General features: G+C 64.4%; 17 protein-coding genes. 5 read left to right on the forward strand and 12 right to left on the reverse strand.

Annotation, left to right across the window (positions count from 1 at the left end):
- Positions 1–73 precede the first annotated feature (73 nt).
- Both ampC and CXQ81_RS22385 read left to right on the forward strand, forming a co-directional pair.
- Positions 74–1,249 (forward strand): class C beta-lactamase, encoded by a 1,176-nt coding sequence (gene ampC / locus CXQ81_RS22380; protein WP_101338589.1) that lies wholly within the window; start codon positions 74–76, stop codon positions 1,247–1,249.
- Between the two features lie 182 nt (positions 1,250–1,431).
- Complete coding sequence (locus CXQ81_RS22385; protein WP_101338590.1) at positions 1,432–1,986, forward strand: UPF0149 family protein; 555 nt, start codon at positions 1,432–1,434, stop codon at positions 1,984–1,986.
- Between the two features lie 111 nt (positions 1,987–2,097).
- Here CXQ81_RS22385 and CXQ81_RS22390 read toward each other — a convergent pair whose 3' ends face one another.
- The 8 genes from CXQ81_RS22390 to CXQ81_RS22425 form a co-directional block, all read right to left on the reverse strand.
- Entirely contained in the window at positions 2,098–2,883 is a 786-nt protein-coding gene (locus tag CXQ81_RS22390) for a sulfite exporter TauE/SafE family protein (RefSeq protein ID WP_101338591.1), read from the reverse strand.
- Positions 2,884–3,104: 221 nt separating this feature from the next.
- Positions 3,105–3,638, reverse strand: coding sequence for a DUF3087 family protein (locus tag CXQ81_RS22395; RefSeq protein WP_101338592.1), 534 nt, complete (start codon positions 3,636–3,638; stop codon positions 3,105–3,107).
- A gap of 211 nt (positions 3,639–3,849) precedes the next feature.
- Positions 3,850–4,602, reverse strand: coding sequence for a tellurite resistance TerB family protein (locus CXQ81_RS22400; RefSeq protein ID WP_101338593.1), 753 nt, complete (start codon positions 4,600–4,602; stop codon positions 3,850–3,852).
- Between the two features lie 155 nt (positions 4,603–4,757).
- Entirely contained in the window at positions 4,758–5,198 is a 441-nt protein-coding gene (locus tag CXQ81_RS22405; RefSeq protein ID WP_007927880.1) for a carboxymuconolactone decarboxylase family protein, read from the reverse strand.
- A 202-nt stretch (positions 5,199–5,400) separates the two neighbouring features.
- Positions 5,401–6,840 (reverse strand): mechanosensitive ion channel family protein, encoded by a 1,440-nt coding sequence (locus CXQ81_RS22410; protein ID WP_007927873.1) that lies wholly within the window; start codon positions 6,838–6,840, stop codon positions 5,401–5,403.
- 435 nt (positions 6,841–7,275) lie between these two features.
- Entirely contained in the window at positions 7,276–7,902 is a 627-nt protein-coding gene (ycaC, locus tag CXQ81_RS22415; protein WP_007927871.1) for an isochorismate family cysteine hydrolase YcaC, read from the reverse strand.
- A gap of 56 nt (positions 7,903–7,958) precedes the next feature.
- On the reverse strand, positions 7,959–8,642 hold the full coding sequence (locus CXQ81_RS22420; RefSeq protein ID WP_007927869.1) for an isochorismatase family protein: 684 nt from the start codon (positions 8,640–8,642) through the stop codon (positions 7,959–7,961).
- 97 nt (positions 8,643–8,739) lie between these two features.
- Entirely contained in the window at positions 8,740–9,606 is an 867-nt protein-coding gene (locus CXQ81_RS22425) for a pirin family protein (protein WP_007927867.1), read from the reverse strand.
- 108 nt (positions 9,607–9,714) lie between these two features.
- Here CXQ81_RS22425 and CXQ81_RS22430 point away from each other — a divergent pair, with 108 nt between their 5' ends.
- The 3 genes from CXQ81_RS22430 (at position 9,715) to dkgB (ending at position 12,316) form a co-directional block, all read left to right on the forward strand.
- On the forward strand, positions 9,715–10,623 hold the full coding sequence (locus tag CXQ81_RS22430) for a LysR family transcriptional regulator (RefSeq protein WP_007927865.1): 909 nt from the start codon (positions 9,715–9,717) through the stop codon (positions 10,621–10,623).
- Positions 10,624–10,747: 124 nt separating this feature from the next.
- Positions 10,748–11,287 carry a PaaI family thioesterase gene (locus tag CXQ81_RS22435; protein WP_101338594.1) on the forward strand — a complete coding sequence of 180 codons (540 nt, stop codon included), beginning with the start codon at positions 10,748–10,750 and terminating at the stop codon, positions 11,285–11,287.
- Positions 11,288–11,512: 225 nt separating this feature from the next.
- A complete protein-coding gene (gene dkgB, locus CXQ81_RS22440) occupies positions 11,513–12,316 on the forward strand; it encodes a 2,5-didehydrogluconate reductase DkgB (RefSeq protein ID WP_101338595.1) in 804 nt (267 codons plus the stop codon).
- A 4-nt stretch (positions 12,317–12,320) separates the two neighbouring features.
- On the opposite strand, the gene CXQ81_RS22445 is transcribed toward dkgB, so the two are convergent.
- From CXQ81_RS22445 to mgtA, 4 genes are all read right to left on the reverse strand, one after another.
- Positions 12,321–12,800: a hypothetical protein gene (locus CXQ81_RS22445; RefSeq protein ID WP_007927859.1), complete on the reverse strand. Its 480-nt coding sequence runs from the start codon at positions 12,798–12,800 to the stop codon at positions 12,321–12,323.
- A gap of 368 nt (positions 12,801–13,168) precedes the next feature.
- On the reverse strand, positions 13,169–13,588 hold the full coding sequence (locus CXQ81_RS22450; RefSeq protein ID WP_101338596.1) for a hypothetical protein: 420 nt from the start codon (positions 13,586–13,588) through the stop codon (positions 13,169–13,171).
- A 134-nt stretch (positions 13,589–13,722) separates the two neighbouring features.
- The gene (locus tag CXQ81_RS22455; protein WP_007927856.1) at positions 13,723–14,439 is read right to left on the reverse strand and encodes an MgtC/SapB family protein; all 717 of its coding nucleotides are present in this window, start codon (positions 14,437–14,439) and stop codon (positions 13,723–13,725) included.
- A gap of 349 nt (positions 14,440–14,788) precedes the next feature.
- Positions 14,789–17,554 carry a magnesium-translocating P-type ATPase gene (mgtA, locus tag CXQ81_RS22460; RefSeq protein WP_101338597.1) on the reverse strand — a complete coding sequence of 922 codons (2,766 nt, stop codon included), beginning with the start codon at positions 17,552–17,554 and terminating at the stop codon, positions 14,789–14,791.
- Positions 17,555–17,783 lie beyond the last annotated feature (229 nt).

Here is a 17,783-nt window from a genome sequence, read left to right on the forward strand (position 1 = left end):
GGGCAGGCGCTGGCAAAAGCCGCTCGGAGTGTAGCGGCCATCACCCTGCAAAATCATGGAATGCCAGCCCATCATGCACAACAAAAACCTAGCCCTATCCGGATTTTTCACCATTTCCCTGCTGCTCTCCGGCGCCAGCGCCTGCCTGGCCGCCAGCCAGCCGGACAGCGCGCTCAAACCCCTGGTCGACGCGGCGATCCGGCCGTTGATGCAACAACAGGACATCGCCGGGATGGCGGTGGCCATCACTCTCAAGGGCCAGCCCCATTACTTTAACTACGGCCTGGCCTCCAAAGAAGGGAAAAAGGCCGTCGACGCCGACACGCTGTTCGAGGTCGGGTCGGTGAGCAAGCTCTTCACCGCGACCCTGGGGGCCTATGCCCAGGCCAGCGGCAAGCTGTCCCTGAACGACCCGGCCAGCCGCTACCTGCCGGCGTTGAAAGGCAGCGCCTTCGAGCACATCAGCCTGTTGCAACTGGGGACCTACAGCGCCGGCGGCCTGCCGTTGCAGTTCCCGGAACAATGGGACAGCCAGGACAAGATGCTCGGCTACTACCAGGGCTGGAAACCGGCCTTTGCCCCCGGCGCCCAGCGCCTGTACTCGAACCCGAGCATCGGTCTGTTCGGCTACCTGGCCGCGCAAAGCCTGGGGCAGCCCTTCGAGCAATTGATGGAGCAGCGGCTGTTCCCGCAGCTGGGCCTGCAGCACAGCTATATCCAGGTACCGAAGTCACAGATGGACAATTACGCCCAGGGCTACGGCAAGGACGGCAAGCCGGTGCGGGTCGGCCCCGGCGCCCTGGATGCCGAGGCCTACGGGGTCAAGACCAGCGCCGCCGACCTGCTGCGTTTCGTCCAGGCCAACCTCAAGCCCGAGTCGCTGGCGCAACCCTGGCCGCAGGCCATCGCCCTCACCCACACCGGCTATTACCAGGTCGAGGGCATGACCCAGGGCCTGGGCTGGGAACTCTATCCTTACCCGCTCAGCCTGGACGCCCTGCTGGCCGGCAACTCGTCACAGATGGCCTTCGAACCGCACCCGACCCGCTGGTTCACCCCGCCCCAGGCACCGCGGGCCGATACCCTGCTGAACAAGACCGGTTCCACCGGCGGTTTCGGCGCCTATGTGCTGTTCGTGCCCGGCAAGGACATCGGCCTGGTGCTGCTGGCGAACAAGAACTACCCCAACGCCGAACGGGTCAAGGTCGCCCATGCCCTGCTCAAGGCACTGGATGACGCGCAACCCTGAGAACAACAGCGACCGGATCGGTTAACGGGCCGGTCGCTGGAGTGGCCAGGAGCGCGTCGCAGCCATGACAACGCGCTCCACGACGATGATCGGCGCTGGATAAAAGCCGCGGAACGCGCCATCCTCCGCGTCTTTTTTCCGCGCAGCCCCTGGGGCTGCACGTTTTTCCAAGGAAACCCTCCATGCACAACCAGCCGCTCAGCCCCGCCGAGTTCGAATTCATCGAAGACACCCTGCTCAAGTATGGCGACGACCACTCCGTGCTCAACCTGGCCGAGCTGGACGGTTTTTGCACCGCCCTGGTGTCCGGCCCGGCCCAGGTGGACATCGCCGAATGGTTCCCGGCCATCTGGGGCGGGCAGAACCCGGACTGGCAGGACCCCGAGGAGTGCAAGCGCTTCATCGAGCTGAGCGTGCGCCATCTGAACGCCCTCGCCACGGCGCTGGCGAATGACTCGGCGAGTTTTCAGCCGCGTTTCGAACAGACCGAGCATCAGGACCAGCCGCTGACGCTGGCGGAAGAATGGTGTTTCGGCTACCTCCGCGCCATGGCCGTGAGCAACTGGCCCGAGCTGCCCGCCGCCCAGGCCGCCCAGCTGCAAGCCATCATCACCTGCGCCGAACAGGACAACTTCGAACTGCCGGCCGACCTCGATCTGGCTCAGCATCGCCAGACCGTGGCCAGCGTCGAACAGGCCGCCCGTGAGCTGCACGATTACTGGTTGGCGCAACGCTGAGAGAGGCCTGGGGGTGGGTCCATCACGGCCCGCCCCAAGTGTGCGCACTCAAACCGCAAAAACACAAAAGCCTCCCGCAGGAGGCTCTTGGCTCGACCCGCCAGCGCGGGGTCAGAACGCCAGTTTGTAGCCGATGGAAAACAGCATGAGCGCCAGGAACGGCCGCAGCAGTTCGTCCGAGACGCGGCCGGTCATGTGGCTGCCGAGCCAGATCCCCGGCAGCGAGCCCATCAGCAGAAAGCCCAGCAGTTGCCAGTCCATGTTGCCCATGCTCGCGTGCCCCAGGCCGGCGACCAGGGTCAGCGGCACGGCGTGGGCGATTTCAGTGCCGACCAGGCGCTTGGTGGCGAGGAAGGGATAAAGGATGAACAGCGCCACGGTGCCCAGGGCACCGGCGCCGATGGAGGTCAGGGCGACCATGGTGCCCAGGACCACGCCGGTGAACACCGTCAGGCCGTTGAGGCTGGAATCCTTCAGGTGGTAGTGATCGCCGGCGTGCTTCTGGGCAAACGCCAGGAGCTTTTTCTTGAACAGGATCGCCAGGGCGGTGAGCAGCAGCACAAAACCCAAGGCCTGCTTGATCACGCTGTTCAGCGCTTGCGGGTCGGTGTGCAGGCTCTTGAGGAACCACAGGGTGAGCAACACCGCAGGCACGCTGCCCAGGGTCAGCCAGCCGGTGATTTTCCAGTCGATGTTGCGGTTTTTCTGATGGACCAGCACACCACCGGACTTGGTGATGGCGGCGTACAGCAGGTCGGTGCCGACAGCGGTCGCCGGGTTGATACCAAACCACAACAGGATCGGGGTCATCAGCGAACCGCCTCCCACCCCCGTCATCCCCACGATGAAACCCACCAACAGGCCCGCGATTACAAAACCAAAATTACCCACATCCATCAATAAGCCCTACGCATCAACCGCGGCCAGGTAAAAAACTGGCGGCAGCATAGCGCTAATGCTTATGTCCATTTATATAAATAAAATCTAACGTTATAACTCTTTGCCATTTTGCCATGTATTCAGCGCATACAACCCGCGGATTGCATGCACCCATCACATGCCGAGATTGGCTCGGAAACGGCCGGGGGAAACCTTCGAAACCGCGCGCCCTTTGCAGGTCACTTTGCTAGCGGAATCCGCTTCACCGCTTCGATCCAGTCCGGATTCAAGCGCTTCTGCTCGGTGTCCATGCCCAGGGCTAGCATCCGCTCCTTGTGCCGGTCGATCTCATGCACCGCCTGGCTCAACGCGCTGGAGTTGGCATCCAGCTGGTGCATCTGGGTCAGGCCCAGGTGGTAGAAGCGCAGCAGTTTCATCGCTGTCGGGTCCTGGGACTCGACGCCCGCGGTGACGTGGTGCATGACGTTGGTCACGCTCATCAGGCTGCGCTTGAGCTGCCAGCCGTAGACCGCCGCGGCCATCCACGGCTGCGACCAGAAACGCACGCGCATCAGCACCATGCTCACCGCCAGCCCGGCCAGCACGCCGGCGACATTGAGCTTGAAGTTATCGCCGCCCGGCGTGCCGAACAGCAGCACCGCGGCGCTGGACAGCAGCATGGCCAGGGACAGGAAAATCAGGGCAATGAACAGGGTACTGCGGCGGGTCTGCTGGCGAAAAAGCTCGGGGTTCTGCGGCTGGATCTCGAACATGGCGACGGTGCGCTCGCATGATGGACAGGCCGGCATTATCACCCTGCCCGCCCCCGGAGATGGCGAATAAATCCACGCTGCGACAATCCACCTCGGCCACGGGGGCGCTGTCGGAGACAAGCAGAGATTACGGATCGAGCATGCCGGGCGTCGAATGGCATGCCCGACGCGGACAAATGGACCGGCCCCTGGCGGAGCCGGTCCTCGTGGCTCAGGCCACCTGGCCCTTGGCCTGTTGCTCCAGGTGCAGTTGCAGCTCGGGGTCGATCCGCAGCGCCGCCGCCAGTTCGTCCAGATAACTGCGCTCGGCGTCCTGCTGATCGTCCACCAGCATCACGCTGGCCAGGTACATTTCCGCCGCCATGCCCGGCTCGCCCGCGGCCGACTGGGCCACGTCGGCGGCGTCCAGGGGACGTGCGACTTCGTCGTCGAGCCATTGCTGCAATTGCGGGTCATCGGTGTGACGGCCGATCTCGGCGCTGATCAGTTGTTTTTCCTGCTCGTCGATGCGGCCATCGGCCTTGGCCGCGGCGATCAGGGCGCGGAGGATCGCATGGCTGTGTTCTTCGACTTCCGGGCCGGCCAGCTGGTCGACGGTGCGCAACGCCTGTTGCGGCGCCGCCGATTGCTGCTGGCGCTGCCAGGCCTGATAAGCCTGGAACGCCATCATCCCCAGGGAGGCCAGCGCCGCGTAGTTCGCACCACCGCCGGAGCGGCCCTGAGGGGCTCCACCGGAAGCCGCGCCGCCCAACCCGGAACCGCCCAGCAAGCCGCCCAGCAGACCACCCAGCCCGCCCAGGCCGCCGGCCGGCGCTCCGCCGCCGCTGTTACCGCCCAACAGGCCGCCGAGCAAGCCACCCAGGCCTCCCAGGCCATCCTGCGGTGCCGAGGCCCCGCCACCCTGCTGCGTCATCGAGGCCTGGCCGGCGCGCAGCAACTGTTCAAGCAAATCACTGGTGTTCATGGCATCGCTCTCTTCGGGCAGTTATTCAGATTGCCAACAATAGTCTTCGCCACGCATTGCGCCAACTGCTTCCGCTTGGGCCCTGATCCCTTCTCGCCAAACGCCGCGCTGGCGGCCCATTCCATCCGCCAGCCGACGGCCAGTGAGCCCGGGAATCAGGCCTGGGGCATTTTGCGGAAACCCACCGCCAGGCGGTTCCAGCTGTTGATGGTGGCGATGGCCAGGCTCAGGTCGACCTGTTCGCTGGGGCTGAACTGGCTGCTCAGCAGCTCGTAGTCGGCATCCGGCGCATGGGTTTCGCTGACCCGGGTCAGGGACTCGGTCCAGGCCAGGGCGGCCCGTTCGCGGTCGGTGAAGAACGGCGCTTCGCGCCAGACCGAGACCGCGTACAGGCGGCGCTCGGTTTCCCCGCTCTTGCGCGCGTCGGCGGTGTGCATGTCGACGCAGAAGGCACAGCCGTTGATCTGCGAGGCGCGCAGCTTCACCAGCTCGATCAGCGACTTTTCCAGGGGCAGTTTCGATACCGCGGTTTCCAGCGCGATCATGGCTTTGAGGGCGTCCGGCGAGGCGGTGTAGAAGTCGATACGCGGTTGCATGGTGTGGCTCCAGATCAAATGAATGTGGCGCTACGTTAAGCCCGGGCCTGGTCCCAACCAATAACCAATTGCGGCTAAGACCAGGTGACCAATGCCCCCCTCTTGCGTAGGAGCGCAGCTTGCGCGCGATCCGCGCAGCGGCCATTCACCGATGACGCTATCGCGCGCAAGCTGCGCGCCTGCAGGGGGCGTACATGGACACTCAGGCGCGCCGGCGCAGCCACTGCATAAAGCCTTTTTTCACCGCCGGCCGCGGGCTTTCCTGGGTCAGGGTCTGGGCGATGTGCTGGCGGAAATCCAGGAGGTTTTTCATCGCGTCGCTGATGTCGCGCCGCGCATCCAGGCACGGCTTGAGGTATTCGTTTTCGATGCGGTACAGGGTGCAGAAGGTCTTGGCCGAGAAGTCCGCCGCGGTCGCCTGATCGGCAACCCCCGCCTCGCCTATCACTTCGCCCGGCCCCATGCGCCCGGCCTCGAAGGGCTTGCCATCGCGGATCAGGCTGACCGAGACCACCCCCGATTCGATGATCAGCAGGTGATCGCTCACCTCGCCCGCCGGCAGGATGGTCTCGCCGGCGCGGAAGGTCTGCAGGGTCATGTTTTGGCTGAAGGTTTCCTTCTCTTCCTGGCGCAGGGTGGAGAAGATGCTCGAGCTGTCCAGCAGCGCCCGCGGGCGCGACAGGTGGGCCGCCACGCTGCTTTCACCGCTGGACAACAGGCTGACGCCGGACGCCTGCAAGTGCCGGAAAGCCAGGTCGAACAGCTGGTTGCGCACTTCGCGCTTCTGCCCCATGGAGGCCACGAAACCGCTGATCTCGTACTCCACCCCGGCATTGCCCGAGCTTTTCAGGGCCACGCTGGGGGCCGGTTTGGGGAGCAGGAAACGGCAACCGAGCATGGCCCGTTCCAGCGCCTCGATCACCGTTTGCGGCCGCGCATGGGGGCTGACCTGGAGGCTGATGGAAAGCCCGTGCATATCGGCGGGACGGCTGAAGTTGATGATCTTGGCCTTGGCCGCCAGGGAATTGGGGATCACCGCCATGCTGCCCTGGGAGGTCTGCAGCCGGGTGGCGCGCCAGTCGATGTCGGTGACCCGGCCTTCGGTGCCGTCGATGGAGATCCAGTCATCGAGCTGATACGGCTTGGTGGTGTTCAGCACGATGCCGGAGAACACGTCGCTGAGGGTGCTTTGCAGCGCCAGGCCGACAATGATCGCCACCGCGCCGGAGGTGGCCAGCACGCCCTTGACCGGCAGCTCCAGCACATAGGCCATGGCGGCGATGATGGCGATCAGGAAAATCACCGCCCCCATCAAGTCCTGCAACAGCCGCCCGGTATGCCCGACCCGCTGCATCATCAGGGTGCCGAGCAACACCGTCAGGGTCCGCGCGCCGAACAGCCACCAACCGATCTGCAACCCGGTGGCGGCCAGGTGCAGCGGCACGTCCTCCGGCCAGGGCGCCGCCTGCATCGGGTTCAGGCCCTGGTTGAACAGCAGCACGCTGTACAGGGTGAAGATCAGCACCCGCACCAGCAGCTTCCAGTAACCGCCCCGCGCGCCGATCAGGCGCCACAGCAGCATGTCCAGCAGGATCAGGACCAGCGCGGCGAACAGCGGGTGGTCGGCGAACAGGTTCGGCATCAAGCAACTCCAGCACGGTCAGAGGCGCGACAATCTCACACAAGCGACCTTGCAGGTATAGCCGCAGAAACAAAAACAGGGGCCTCATGGGAGGCCCCTGCCTGCAACGATGTCGCTCACTCTGTAGCCGCTGCCGAGCCCGCGAGGCTGCGAGCGCCCCCGCAGGGGGCGCAGGACCTTGAGATCGCTTAAGGGCCTTCGGCCCTATCGCAGCCTGCGGCAGCGGCTACAGGGGTTGTGACCTACCGATCGGCGCTAACCCTGTAGCCGCTGCCGAGCTTGCGAGGCTGCGATCGACTGCGCAGCAGGCGCAGGGTCTTGAAACCGCTGGAGGACCTTCGGTCCTGTCGCAGCCTGCGGCAGCGGCTACAGGGAATGGCGACACCTCCGATAGCCCGGTCGTGCTCGCTGCCTTGTGTAGCCGCCGCTGGCAGGTCACTTGCCCTGGGTCAGGGTGGTGTAGCTGGTGATCAGGTTGCGGTAGTCCGGGATGTGGTTGGAGAACAAGGTGCCCAGGCCCTCGATGTCGTTGCGCCAGTCGCGGTGCAGCTCGCAGGCCAGGCCGAACCAGGTCATCAACTGGGCGCCGGCGGTGGACATGCGGTTCCATGCAGAATCGCGAGTCAGGGCATTGAAGGTGCCGGAGGCGTCGGTGACCACGAACACCTCGAAACCTTCTTCCAGGGCCGACAGCGCCGGGAAGGCCACGCAAACCTCGGTCACCACGCCGGCAATGATCAGTTGCTTCTTGCCGGTGGCCTTGATCGCCTTGACGAAGTCTTCGTTGTCCCAGGCGTTGATCTGGCCGGGCCGGGCGATATACGGCGCGTCCGGGAACAGCGCCTTGAGCTCGGGCACCAGCGGGCCGTTGGGGCCGGTTTCGAAGCTGGTGGTGAGGATGGTCGGCAGCTTGAAGTACTTGGCCAGGTCGGCCAGGGCCAGCACGTTGTTCTTGAACTTGTCCGGATCGATGTCGCGCACCAGGGACAGCAGGCCGGCCTGGTGATCCACCAGCAGCACGGCGGCGTTGTCTTTGTCGAGACGCTTGTAGGCAGTAGTCATGGGGTAGTCCTCGCTTCTTGTCGATACCGACTGGAGGTCGGCGTGGGGGTGCAGCTTCAGCGCTGGGAGTCCAGCACTTCGTGCTCGTTCGCCACTTGCTGGGCCTTGAGGTAGCTCTCGATCAGCAACTGGTAATGCGGCATGGCCTGGGCGTAGACCGCGGCCCACTGCTCGGCGTCCGGGCGGTTCCACGAACCCTGCAGCTCGGAAAGCGTCGCCATGATGTCGATCGGCACCACCCCGGCCTGGGCCAGGCGGGCGATGGTCAGGTCAGTGGCCAGCCGCGAATGGTTGCCCGAGGCATCGACCACCGCGAACACCTTGTAGCCTTCATGCACCGCGGCGATCGACGGAAACGCCAGGCAGACGCTGGTCAGGGTGCCGGCGATCACCAGGGTTTTCTTGCCGGTGGCTTCTACCGCCGCCCGGAACTGGGGATTGTCCCAGGCGTTGATTTCGCCTTTGCGGGCCACGTACTGGGCATGGGGCGCCTCCTGGTGGATTTCCGGGATCAGCGGGCCGTTGGGGCCCTGGGGCACCGAGGCGGTGGTGATCACCGGCATCTTCAGCAAGGTCGCAGCTTTCGCCAGAGCGATGGCATTGGCCCGCAATTGCGGCACGTCCATGTCCTTGACGATCTGGAACAGCCCGCTCTGGTGGTCGATCAGCAGCATCGCTGCGTCGTTGGGGTCGATGGTCGGCTTGGCGCCATTGAAGTTGGCAGCATTGAAGTTGTTCATGTGCAGTTCCTCTTTCGTTTAGGGCATTTATTGAAGGCAACAGCCATCCCTGGCCCTGAACCGGCCGACACGTCCTGTGCAAGTCGGTAAGTGGGGGTCAGCCAGGCATCTGGCCGAAACGACCGGACTGGAAGTCGACGAAGGCCTGGTGGATCTCGGCCTCGCTGTTCATCACGAACGGACCATGACCGACGATGGGCTCGTCGATCGGTTCGCCGCTGAGCAGCAGCACCACCGCGTCGTTGTTGGCCTCCAGGCTGAGCTGGTCGCCGTCGCGCTCGAACAGCACCAGCTGGCCTTCACGCACTACTTCCTGGCCATTGACCTGGAGCGTGCCGCGCAGCAGCACCAGGGCGGTGTTGCGCCCCTCGTGCAGGTCGAGGGTCAGGGGCTTGCCGGCATTCAGGCGGATGTCCCAGACGTCGATGGGCGTGAAGGTGCGGGCCGGGCCCTTGACGCCGTCGTACTCGCCGGCGATCAACCGCAGGGTGCCGGCCTTGTCCTTCAGGGCGATGGCCGGGATGTCGCCATCGAGAATCGTCTGATAACCAGGCGCGGCCATCTTGTCCCGCGCCGGCAGGTTGACCCACAGCTGGACCATGTCCAGGGTGCCGCCGGACCGGGCGAACGCTGCGGAGTGAAACTCCTCATGGAGAATCCCCGAGGCCGCGGTCATCCATTGCACATCGCCAGGGCCGATCTTGCCGCCGCTGCCGGTGGAGTCGCGGTGCTCCACCTCGCCCTTGTAGACGATGGTCACGGTTTCGAAGCCGCGGTGGGGGTGCTGGCCCACGCCGCGCCGTCCCTGGGTCGGGGTGAATTCAGCCGGGCCGGCGTGGTCGAGCAGCAGGAACGGGCTGATGTGCTTGCCCAGGTTGTCGTAGGAAAACAGCGTGCGCACCGGGAAGCCGTCGCCCACCCAATGGGCCCGTGGGCTGGTGTAGATACCGATGATGTTTTTCATGGGGGTGCCTCCGAAATGGGTGAGTTATTTCGTTGGATACACCTTAAAACCCATACCTTTGATGCACTAGACTGCAAAAATCGCTCTTAGCGTTCTATCTGGAGAACGATGGTGGAAGACCTCAATACCCTCTACTACTTCACCCAGGTCGTCGAACACCGCGGCTTTGCCGCCGCCGGACGCGCCCTGGACATGCCCAAGTCCAAGCTCAGCCGGCGCATTGCCCAGCTCGAGGAACGCCTCGGCGTGCGCCTGATTCACCGCACCAGCCGCCACTGCTCGCTCACCGAGATCGGCCATGAGTACTACCAGCGGTGCCTGGCCATGCGCGTGGAAGCGGAAAGCGCCGCGGAAGTCATCGAGCGCAACCGTTCCGAGCCCCAGGGCCTGGTGCGCATCAGTTGCCCGACCGCGCTGCTCAACTCCTGGGTCGGGCCGATGCTGACCCGCTACATGCTCAAGTACCCGCTGGTGGAGCTGTTCATCGAGAGCACCAACCGCCGGGTCGACCTGATCCACGAAGGTTTCGACATCGCCCTGCGGGTGCGCTTCCCGCCACTGGAAAGCAGCGACCTGGTGATGAAGGTGCTGGGCAACAGCACCCAGTGCCTGGTCGGCCACCCGGACTTTCTTGCGCGCCTGTCGAGCCCCGCCTCGCCCGCCGACCTCAGCGGCCTGCCGAGCCTGCATTGGGGCGCGGCGCAACGCGAATACCAGTGGGAGCTGTTCGGCCCCGACGAGACGCTCGCGCAGATTCGCCACAAGCCGCGGATGGTCACCGACGACCTGATTGCCCTGCGCCAGGCGGCGCTGGCGGGAATCGGCATCGTCCACCTGCCCAGCGTGGTGGTGCGCGACGATATGGCCGCCGGACGCCTGGTGCAGCTGGTACCGGACTGGGCGCCCAAGTGCGGGATCGTCCATGCGATCTTCCCGTCGCGCCGTGGCCTGCTGCCGTCGGTGCGCACCCTGATCGACTTTCTCGGCGAGGAGTTCAGCCGCAGCGATATCACCTGAGGATGCGCGCAAGGTGAAGCCTGGCCGAATCTTCCGACCTGTGGCGTTTTTGACACTGGCCGAAATAATATTTCGAACATAATATTTTTCTCGTCATCTTGTTCCACCCAGCGAGGAAACGCCCATGCAAAGCCCATCCCGCGAGGCCACCCTGGCCCAGTGGATTGCCCAGGAACAGGCCATGCGCGCGCGCCTGGCCGGTCCGGGCAGCCTGTCCCTGGCCGAGGTCAGCGCCCTCTCGCCCGCCGAGTTCTTCGACGGCATCGGCAACGGCGAATTGCCCTCGCCGCCCATCGGCACGTTGCTGGATTTCATCCCCATCGAATGGTCCGCCGGGCACTTCGTGTTCCAGGGCACCCCGGATGCCCGCCATTACAACCCGCTGGGCAGCGTGCACGGCGGTTATGCCGCAACCCTGCTGGACTCCTGCATGGGTTGCGCGATCCACACCCGCCTGAACAAGGGCCAGGGCTACACCACCCTGGACCTGCGCATCAGCTATGTGCGGGCCCTGACCGGCAGCAGCGGGCCGATCCGCGCCGAAGGCAAGATCGTCCACCTGGGCCGCTCCACCGCCCTGGCCGAAGGGCGGATCTACGACGTCGATGGCCGCCTGTACGCCACCGGCTCCACCACCTGCATGATTCTTCAAGCGCGTGGCTGAAACCGCCTCTGCGTCTTTAGAAGCGAGCTCGTTCGCGAAAAAACTACGGCTTGCGCTCATCGGTGGCCGGGAGGACGTCTCGCGAGCAAGCTCGCGCCTACCAGGGATCGTGCCTGCCCGCGCATTCGTGATTCGCGGTAAAGATTGCTTTGCCTGCCCGGCGGTTTTTCTCAAGGGTGCGGATCGGGATACTCGTGGCCTTTCCACTGCCATCTGGAGTCATCCATGTCTGTACCTGCTTTCGGCCTCGGCACCTTTCGCCTGCAAGGCCAGGTGGTCATCGACTCGGTCAGCACCGCGCTCGAACTGGGCTACCGGGCGATCGACACCGCACAGATCTACGAGAACGAAGCCGAGGTCGGCCAGGCCATCGCCGACAGCGGCATCCCCCGCGACGAGCTGTTCGTCACCAGCAAGATCTGGGTCGCCCATTTCGCCCGCGACAAGCTGATCCCCAGCCTCAAGGACAGCCTGCGCAAGCTGCGGACCGACTACCTGGACCTGACCCTGATCCACTGGCCGTCACCGGACAACCAGGTACCGGTCGAAGAGTTCATGGCGGCGCTGCTGGAGGCCAGGCAACTGGGGTTGACCCGGCAGATCGGTGTTTCCAACTTCACCATCGACCTGATGCGGCAGGCCATCGCCGCGGTCGGTGCCGAGCACATCGCCACTAATCAGATCGAACTGCATCCTTACCTGCAGAACCGCAAGGTCGTGGAGTTTGCGCAAAACCAGGGGATTCACATCACCTCGTACATGACGCTGGCCTACGGTGAAGTGCTCGAGGACCCGGTCATCCAGCAGATCGCCCAGCAGCATCGGGCAACGCCGGCCCAAGTGACCCTGGCCTGGGCCATGCAATCGGGTCATGCGGTGATTCCCTCCTCGACCCGGCGCGCGAACCTGGAAAGCAACCTCAAGGCCTGTGCCCTGACCCTGAGCGAGGCAGACATGCAACGCATCGCCAGTCTGGAGCGCGGTCATCGTCTGACCAGCCCCGCCGGCATTGCACCGGCGTGGGACTGAGGCCTTAACGCACCACGGCATTCAACCGAATGCCATCGGGGGCGATCTCTTCCTCATTGGAACTGCTGGGAAACTTTCCGGCCGCCGGGATCTTGCTCCGGTGGCCGGTGTCGATGGCCGCCATCAAGCGGCTGAGGGTCTCGTGGTCCGGCAGCGGCAGGCTGCTGATATACAGCTTGCGCTGCGGACCGAGTGGAATCGAAGGCACGCCGAGAAGCTCGGAGTCATAGACCAGCACATGACGGATCTGCGGGTTATCCATGCAGAACGCCACGATATCGAGCCGGGCCTGCAACCCCAGCGAAGCGTTGATGATCAGCAGGTCCATTGGCTCACTGCCATATTCCACGACGTTCAACACCTCGACGAGTCGATACATCGGTGCAATCCGGTAATAGCCCAGCTGGTTCAGCACCCGCTCGATCTTCATTCGATGAAAATGCTGTTCATCGGCGATCAGGATTCGTAACGTTTTATTCGGCATTTGTTCGCGACCATGAAAAAAGTCTGAGATGACAGGCTCCAAGCCTATGAATAAAGGCTAGGGGAGCAGCCGATAGTTTTCTCTAAGGGTTTTCTGAAAAGCCCTACTCCGAATTACTAAAATGCGGCTTTCCCCTACTTTTCGAGCCCGAAATGCTCGTTTCCCTGGTATTTCCGCCCACACCGGCGGCACTCATCGGCTATCCATGGGCGGCCATGAATCCTGCTTTTTGCCCGCTCCGGATGGAGACAAAAGACCCCGCCCGGCCCCGGTAGCGGCCATCGGAGATCCGCTGGCCAGGTGGCGGTCCACCTCCAGTAGCGCGACGCAAGCCCTGTTCCCAGCAACTGCGGAGGGCTATTCAGCATTCAGAAGGTTCGGTCTTTGCCCGAGGAGGCGGGAGGATTGATATGGGCAATGAAGCGCTGGAGGATCTCTTGCGTGGCGCCCTGCACCCAGAGAATCTCCTGTAGCGCAGAGGCACCGAGGACCACCGGCAATGCCTGTTCGGTGCGACCGCCATAGATCATCGCATGGCGGATCTGCGGGTTGCCCTGGCAGAACGCGCCGGCGTCCACCCCGGCGGCGAACGCCAGCTCGCCGCTGAGCAGCAACAGATCGAAGTTCTCGAAGGGGTCGCAGGAATAGTGAGTCAGGGTCACCAGTTCGCGGAAAGACTCCACCGCCGCGACGCGGAAATACCCCAGCCCATTCAACAAACGCTGGATGCGCCCACACTGCTCCCGGGACGCATCGGCAATCAGTATTCTCAGGCGTTTGTTGGGCATCGGCGTGGCAACTATCGGTTGAACACAGAGGCCCGACAGACTATCCGATGGCCCCAGGCCGACTCTTTAAGACAATTCCCAAAAATTACCGCGCACAAGAAATTTCTCCCAGGAAAGCCCCCTGCACGGGCGCTTTATTCGGTGGTGCTGGGGCTCCAGAACGCCTGCTCCACCAGGGCCGAGGTGGACAGACGCGCCACCAGGGCGTCGAGCTCGTCGCCGTCCACCGAAGTGGTGGCCAGGGTGGCTTCGATCTCCACGTCGTCGTTGCCGAAGGCATGGACATCGATGTCGCTGGCCGGGTAGTTGCTGCGTTCCAGTTCCGCTTCGAGCAGGGCGAACACGGCCTTCTGCTTGGAGCGATGGGCGATGACATAGACGATGTTGGTGACCTCAGCGGAGATCACATCCAGCGGCTGGCGGTTGATGTTGTTGACGATCGGTCGCAGCAGGGTGTTGGCCGCCAGCACGAACAAAGTGCCGAGAAAGGCTTCGAGAATCAGGTCGGCGCCGGCGCAGGCGCCCACCGCCGCCGAGGCCCAGAGGGTGGCCGCGGTGTTCAGGCCACGGACATTGCCCTCCTCGCGCATGATCACCCCGGCGCCGAGAAAACCGATGCCGGACACCACATAGGCCACCACCCGCACCGCGCCCTCGGCGCCGCCGAGGCGGTTGGCCATGTCGACGAAAATCGCCGCGCCCACCGCCACCAGCACGTTGGTGCGCAGGCCGGCGGTGCGTTGCCGGTACTGGCGCTCGAAGCCGATCAGGCCACCGAGGATAAAGGCCGCGCTGAGGCTGACCAGGGTGTCCACCAGGGAGGTCAGGTTGATGTTCTGGAGTGCTTGCATGAAGGGAGTCCTTGAGTACGCGGCGGTCGGCTGCCGTTAAAGGATAGGTGCACTTGGCAGGAGCGAACGAGCAGTCGGCATTCCAACTGCCGGCGACCAGGCCGGGCCGGGGCTGCCGGCCATTTTGCGGCGCCGCTGTTACCAAGAGATGTTGGCCCGCCCAGCCCCGGATCGCCGCACCAGCAGCCGGATGGCTCGACAATGTAGCCGCTGCCGCAGGCTGCGATCGGCCGGCACGGCCGCGACGCCGGTGCTATCGCTGAAAGCCCTGCGAACAGCGTGGCCCGGACCATCGCAGCCTGCGGCAGCGGCTACAGGATGTTGTGCAACGTCGGCCGCGAGCCGCAGCTTATTGCCAGCCGAACCGACGGATATAAAAGCCCTTCACCGCCTGGGTCAGCGCCATGTACGCCAGCAGGATCACCGGCAGGAACACGAAGTACAGCGACGGCAGCGCCTGCAGCTTGAAGTAGTGCGCCAGCGGGCCCATGGGCAGGAAGATGCCGATGGCCATGATCAACCCGGTCATCACCAGCAGCGGCATGGCCGCGCGGCTTTGCAGGAACGGGATCTTCGGCGTGCGGATCATGTGCACGATCAGGGTCTGGGTCAGCAGCCCGACCACGAACCAGCCGGACTGGAACAGGGTCTGGTGGTCCGGGGTATTGGCATCGAACACGTACCACATCAGGGCAAAGGTACTGATGTCGAAGATCGAACTGATCGGCCCGAAAAACAGCATGAAACGCCCGACGTCCGCCGGCTGCCAGCGCTGCGGACGGGCCAGCATTTCGTCATCGACGTTGTCGAACGGAATGGCGATCTGGGAAATGTCGTACAGCAGGTTCTGCACCAGCAGATGCATCGGCAGCATCGGCAGGAACGGAATGAACGCGCTGGCCACCAGCACCGAGAACACGTTGCCGAAGTTCGAGCTGGCGGTCATCTTGATGTACTTGAGCATGTTGGCGAAGGTCCGCCGGCCTTCCAGCACGCCCTCCTCCAGCACCATCAGGCTTTTCTCCAGGAGGATGATGTCCGCCGCCTCCTTGGCGATGTCCACGGCGCTGTCCACCGAGATGCCGATGTCCGCGGTGCGCAGCGCCGGCGCGTCGTTGATGCCGTCGCCCATGAAGCCGACCACATGGCCGTTGCCCTTGAGCAGGCGGACGATGCGTTCCTTGTGCGAGGGCGTGAGCCGGGCGAAGACATTGGTGGTTTCCACGGCCTTGGCCAGCTGCGTGTCGCTCATGCGCTCGATGTCGTTGCCCAGCAGCAGGCCCTGTTGTTCCAGGCCGACTTCGCGGCAGATCTTCGCCGTCACCAGCTCGTTGTCGCCGGTCAGCACCTTCACCGCCACGCCATGGGCGGCCAGGGCCTCAAGGGCCGGCGCGGTGCTTTCCTTGGGCGGGTCGAGGAAGGCCACGTAACCGATCAGGGTCAGCCCCTGCTCATCCGCCAGGCTGTAGCTGTCGCGGCCCCGGGGCATCGGCCGGGCAGCCACGGCCACCACCCGCAGGCCTTCGCCATTGAATTGGGCGGTGACCTGGCGGATCCGCGCCAACAGCTCGTCGCTGAGCATTTCCTCGGCGGCGCCATGGCGCACCCGGGTGCACACCGCCAGCACCTCCTCCACCGCGCCCTTGCAGATCAGCAGGTGCGCACGCTCCTTCTCGGCCACCACCACCGACATGCGCCGCCGGTTGAAGTCGAAGGGAATCTCGTCGACCTTCTGGAACGCCGTGCCGACCCTCAGCTCGCGGTGCACTTCGACGTGCTCCAGCACGGCCACGTCCAGCAGGTTCTTCAGGCCGGTCTGGTAGTAGCTGTTCAGGTAGGCCATTTCCAGCACGTCGTCGGACTCCTCGCCCCAGACATCCACATGCCGGGCGAGGAAGATCTTGTCCTGGGTCAGGGTGCCGGTCTTGTCGGTGCACAGCACGTCCATGGCGCCGAAGTTCTGGATCGCGTCCAGGCGCTTGACGATGACTTTCTTGCGCGACAGGAACACCGCGCCCTTGGCCAGGGTCGAGGTGACGATCATCGGCAGCATTTCCGGGGTCAGGCCCACGGCGATCGACAGCGCGAACAGCAGCGCTTCCATCCAGTCGCCCTTGGTGAAGCCGTTGATGAACAGCACCAGCGGCGCCATGACGAACATGAAGCGGATCAGCAGCCAGCTGACCTTGTTCACCCCGTTCTGGAACGAAGTCGGCGCCCGGTCGGTGGCCCCGACCCGCTGCGCCAGGGCGCCGAAATAGGTGGCGTTGCCAGTGCTCAGGACCAGCGCGGTGGCCGCGCCGGACACCACGTTGGTGCCCATGAACAGGATGTTGTCCAGCTCCAGCGGATTGAGGGTGGCGGCGTCCTGCTGGCGCGGGAATTTCTCCACCGGCATCGATTCGCCGGTCATCGCCGCCTGGCTGACGAACAGGTCCTTGGCGCTGAGCACCCGGCAATCGGCGGGGATCATGTCGCCGGCCGAGAGCTGGATCAGGTCGCCCGGCACCAGTTGCCGGATCGGCAGTTCCAGGCGTTGCAGGCCCTGGCTGGCCACCGCCGCGCCATGCAGCCGGGCGAACACCGACGGCGCGGCGTCGACCACGTTGCGCCGCAGCACCGTGGCGGTGTTGCTGACCATTGCCTTGAGGGCATCGGCGGCCTTGTTCGACTTGGCCTCCTGCCAGAAGCGCAGCAGCGTGGAGAGCACCACCATGGAAAAAATCACCGTGGCCGCCTTCATGTCTTCGGTCAGCCAGGAGATCACCGCCAGCAGGGTCAGCAGCAGGTTGAAGGGGTTCTTGTAGCAATGCCATAGGTGCGTCCACCAGGGCAGCGGCTGCTCGTGCTCGACCTCGTTGAGGCCATGCTGCTCGCGCAGGGCCTGGGCCTCGGCCTCGCTCAGGCCATCGGTGTGGCTGCCGAGGCGTTGCAGCAGGTCCGTGGCATCGTCGTTGGCCGCGGCCACCAGGGTGTGCGCGAGGCTCGGCGGCAGGTCGCGGCTGACGCTGGCGTCGCTGAAGCTCTCCAGCAAGGCCAGGCGGCGAAAGTGCCGGGCGAAGTGCCGGGTCCGCAGGAAGCCGGCAAAAAACTCTTTGAGCAGGGTGAGGTTCATGGTGTGTCCCCTAACGGTCGGCGCCGGGAGACTCACAGCCAGGTCTGGTTCGCCGGCCGCGCAAACAGGCGCAGCCGTAGCGCGGCGATGCGCCAGGCATCACCCACTGTTGCAGTGTCGATGAGAAGGACATCGGGAACGGGCCCTGAAGGCCACGATCGGGAAGCCGCCGCTCGCTGTCATGGCGAGACAACGGCACACAAGGCGGGTGCGTTATCTTGCCGGGAAG

The organism is Pseudomonas sp. 09C 129 (assembly GCF_002843625.1).
Lineage (GTDB): Bacteria > Pseudomonadota > Gammaproteobacteria > Pseudomonadales > Pseudomonadaceae > Aquipseudomonas > Aquipseudomonas chlororaphis.

What these genes read in the sequence shown, in the direction of transcription:
- ampC (WP_101338589.1), top strand. Translation starts at nt 74, where the DNA reads ATGCACAACAAAAACCTAGCCCTATCCGGATTTTTCACCATTTCCCTG.
- CXQ81_RS22390 (WP_101338591.1), bottom strand. Translation starts at nt 2,883, where the DNA reads ATGGATGTGGGTAATTTTGGTTTTGTAATCGCGGGCCTGTTGGTGGGT.
- CXQ81_RS22455 (WP_007927856.1), bottom strand. Translation starts at nt 14,439, where the DNA reads ATGCAAGCACTCCAGAACATCAACCTGACCTCCCTGGTGGACACCCTG.
- CXQ81_RS22430 (WP_007927865.1), top strand. Translation starts at nt 9,715, where the DNA reads ATGGTGGAAGACCTCAATACCCTCTACTACTTCACCCAGGTCGTCGAA.
- CXQ81_RS22445 (WP_007927859.1), bottom strand. Translation starts at nt 12,800, where the DNA reads ATGCCGAATAAAACGTTACGAATCCTGATCGCCGATGAACAGCATTTT.
- mgtA (WP_101338597.1), bottom strand. Translation starts at nt 17,554, where the DNA reads ATGAACCTCACCCTGCTCAAAGAGTTTTTTGCCGGCTTCCTGCGGACC.
- CXQ81_RS22420 (WP_007927869.1), bottom strand. Translation starts at nt 8,642, where the DNA reads ATGAACAACTTCAATGCTGCCAACTTCAATGGCGCCAAGCCGACCATC.
- CXQ81_RS22425 (WP_007927867.1), bottom strand. Translation starts at nt 9,606, where the DNA reads ATGAAAAACATCATCGGTATCTACACCAGCCCACGGGCCCATTGGGTG.
- CXQ81_RS22435 (WP_101338594.1), top strand. Translation starts at nt 10,748, where the DNA reads ATGCAAAGCCCATCCCGCGAGGCCACCCTGGCCCAGTGGATTGCCCAG.
- CXQ81_RS22395 (WP_101338592.1), bottom strand. Translation starts at nt 3,638, where the DNA reads ATGTTCGAGATCCAGCCGCAGAACCCCGAGCTTTTTCGCCAGCAGACC.
- ycaC (WP_007927871.1), bottom strand. Translation starts at nt 7,902, where the DNA reads ATGACTACTGCCTACAAGCGTCTCGACAAAGACAACGCCGCCGTGCTG.
- CXQ81_RS22410 (WP_007927873.1), bottom strand. Translation starts at nt 6,840, where the DNA reads ATGCCGAACCTGTTCGCCGACCACCCGCTGTTCGCCGCGCTGGTCCTG.
- dkgB (WP_101338595.1), top strand. Translation starts at nt 11,513, where the DNA reads ATGTCTGTACCTGCTTTCGGCCTCGGCACCTTTCGCCTGCAAGGCCAG.
- CXQ81_RS22385 (WP_101338590.1), top strand. Translation starts at nt 1,432, where the DNA reads ATGCACAACCAGCCGCTCAGCCCCGCCGAGTTCGAATTCATCGAAGAC.
- CXQ81_RS22400 (WP_101338593.1), bottom strand. Translation starts at nt 4,602, where the DNA reads ATGAACACCAGTGATTTGCTTGAACAGTTGCTGCGCGCCGGCCAGGCC.
- CXQ81_RS22405 (WP_007927880.1), bottom strand. Translation starts at nt 5,198, where the DNA reads ATGCAACCGCGTATCGACTTCTACACCGCCTCGCCGGACGCCCTCAAA.
- CXQ81_RS22450 (WP_101338596.1), bottom strand. Translation starts at nt 13,588, where the DNA reads ATGCCCAACAAACGCCTGAGAATACTGATTGCCGATGCGTCCCGGGAG.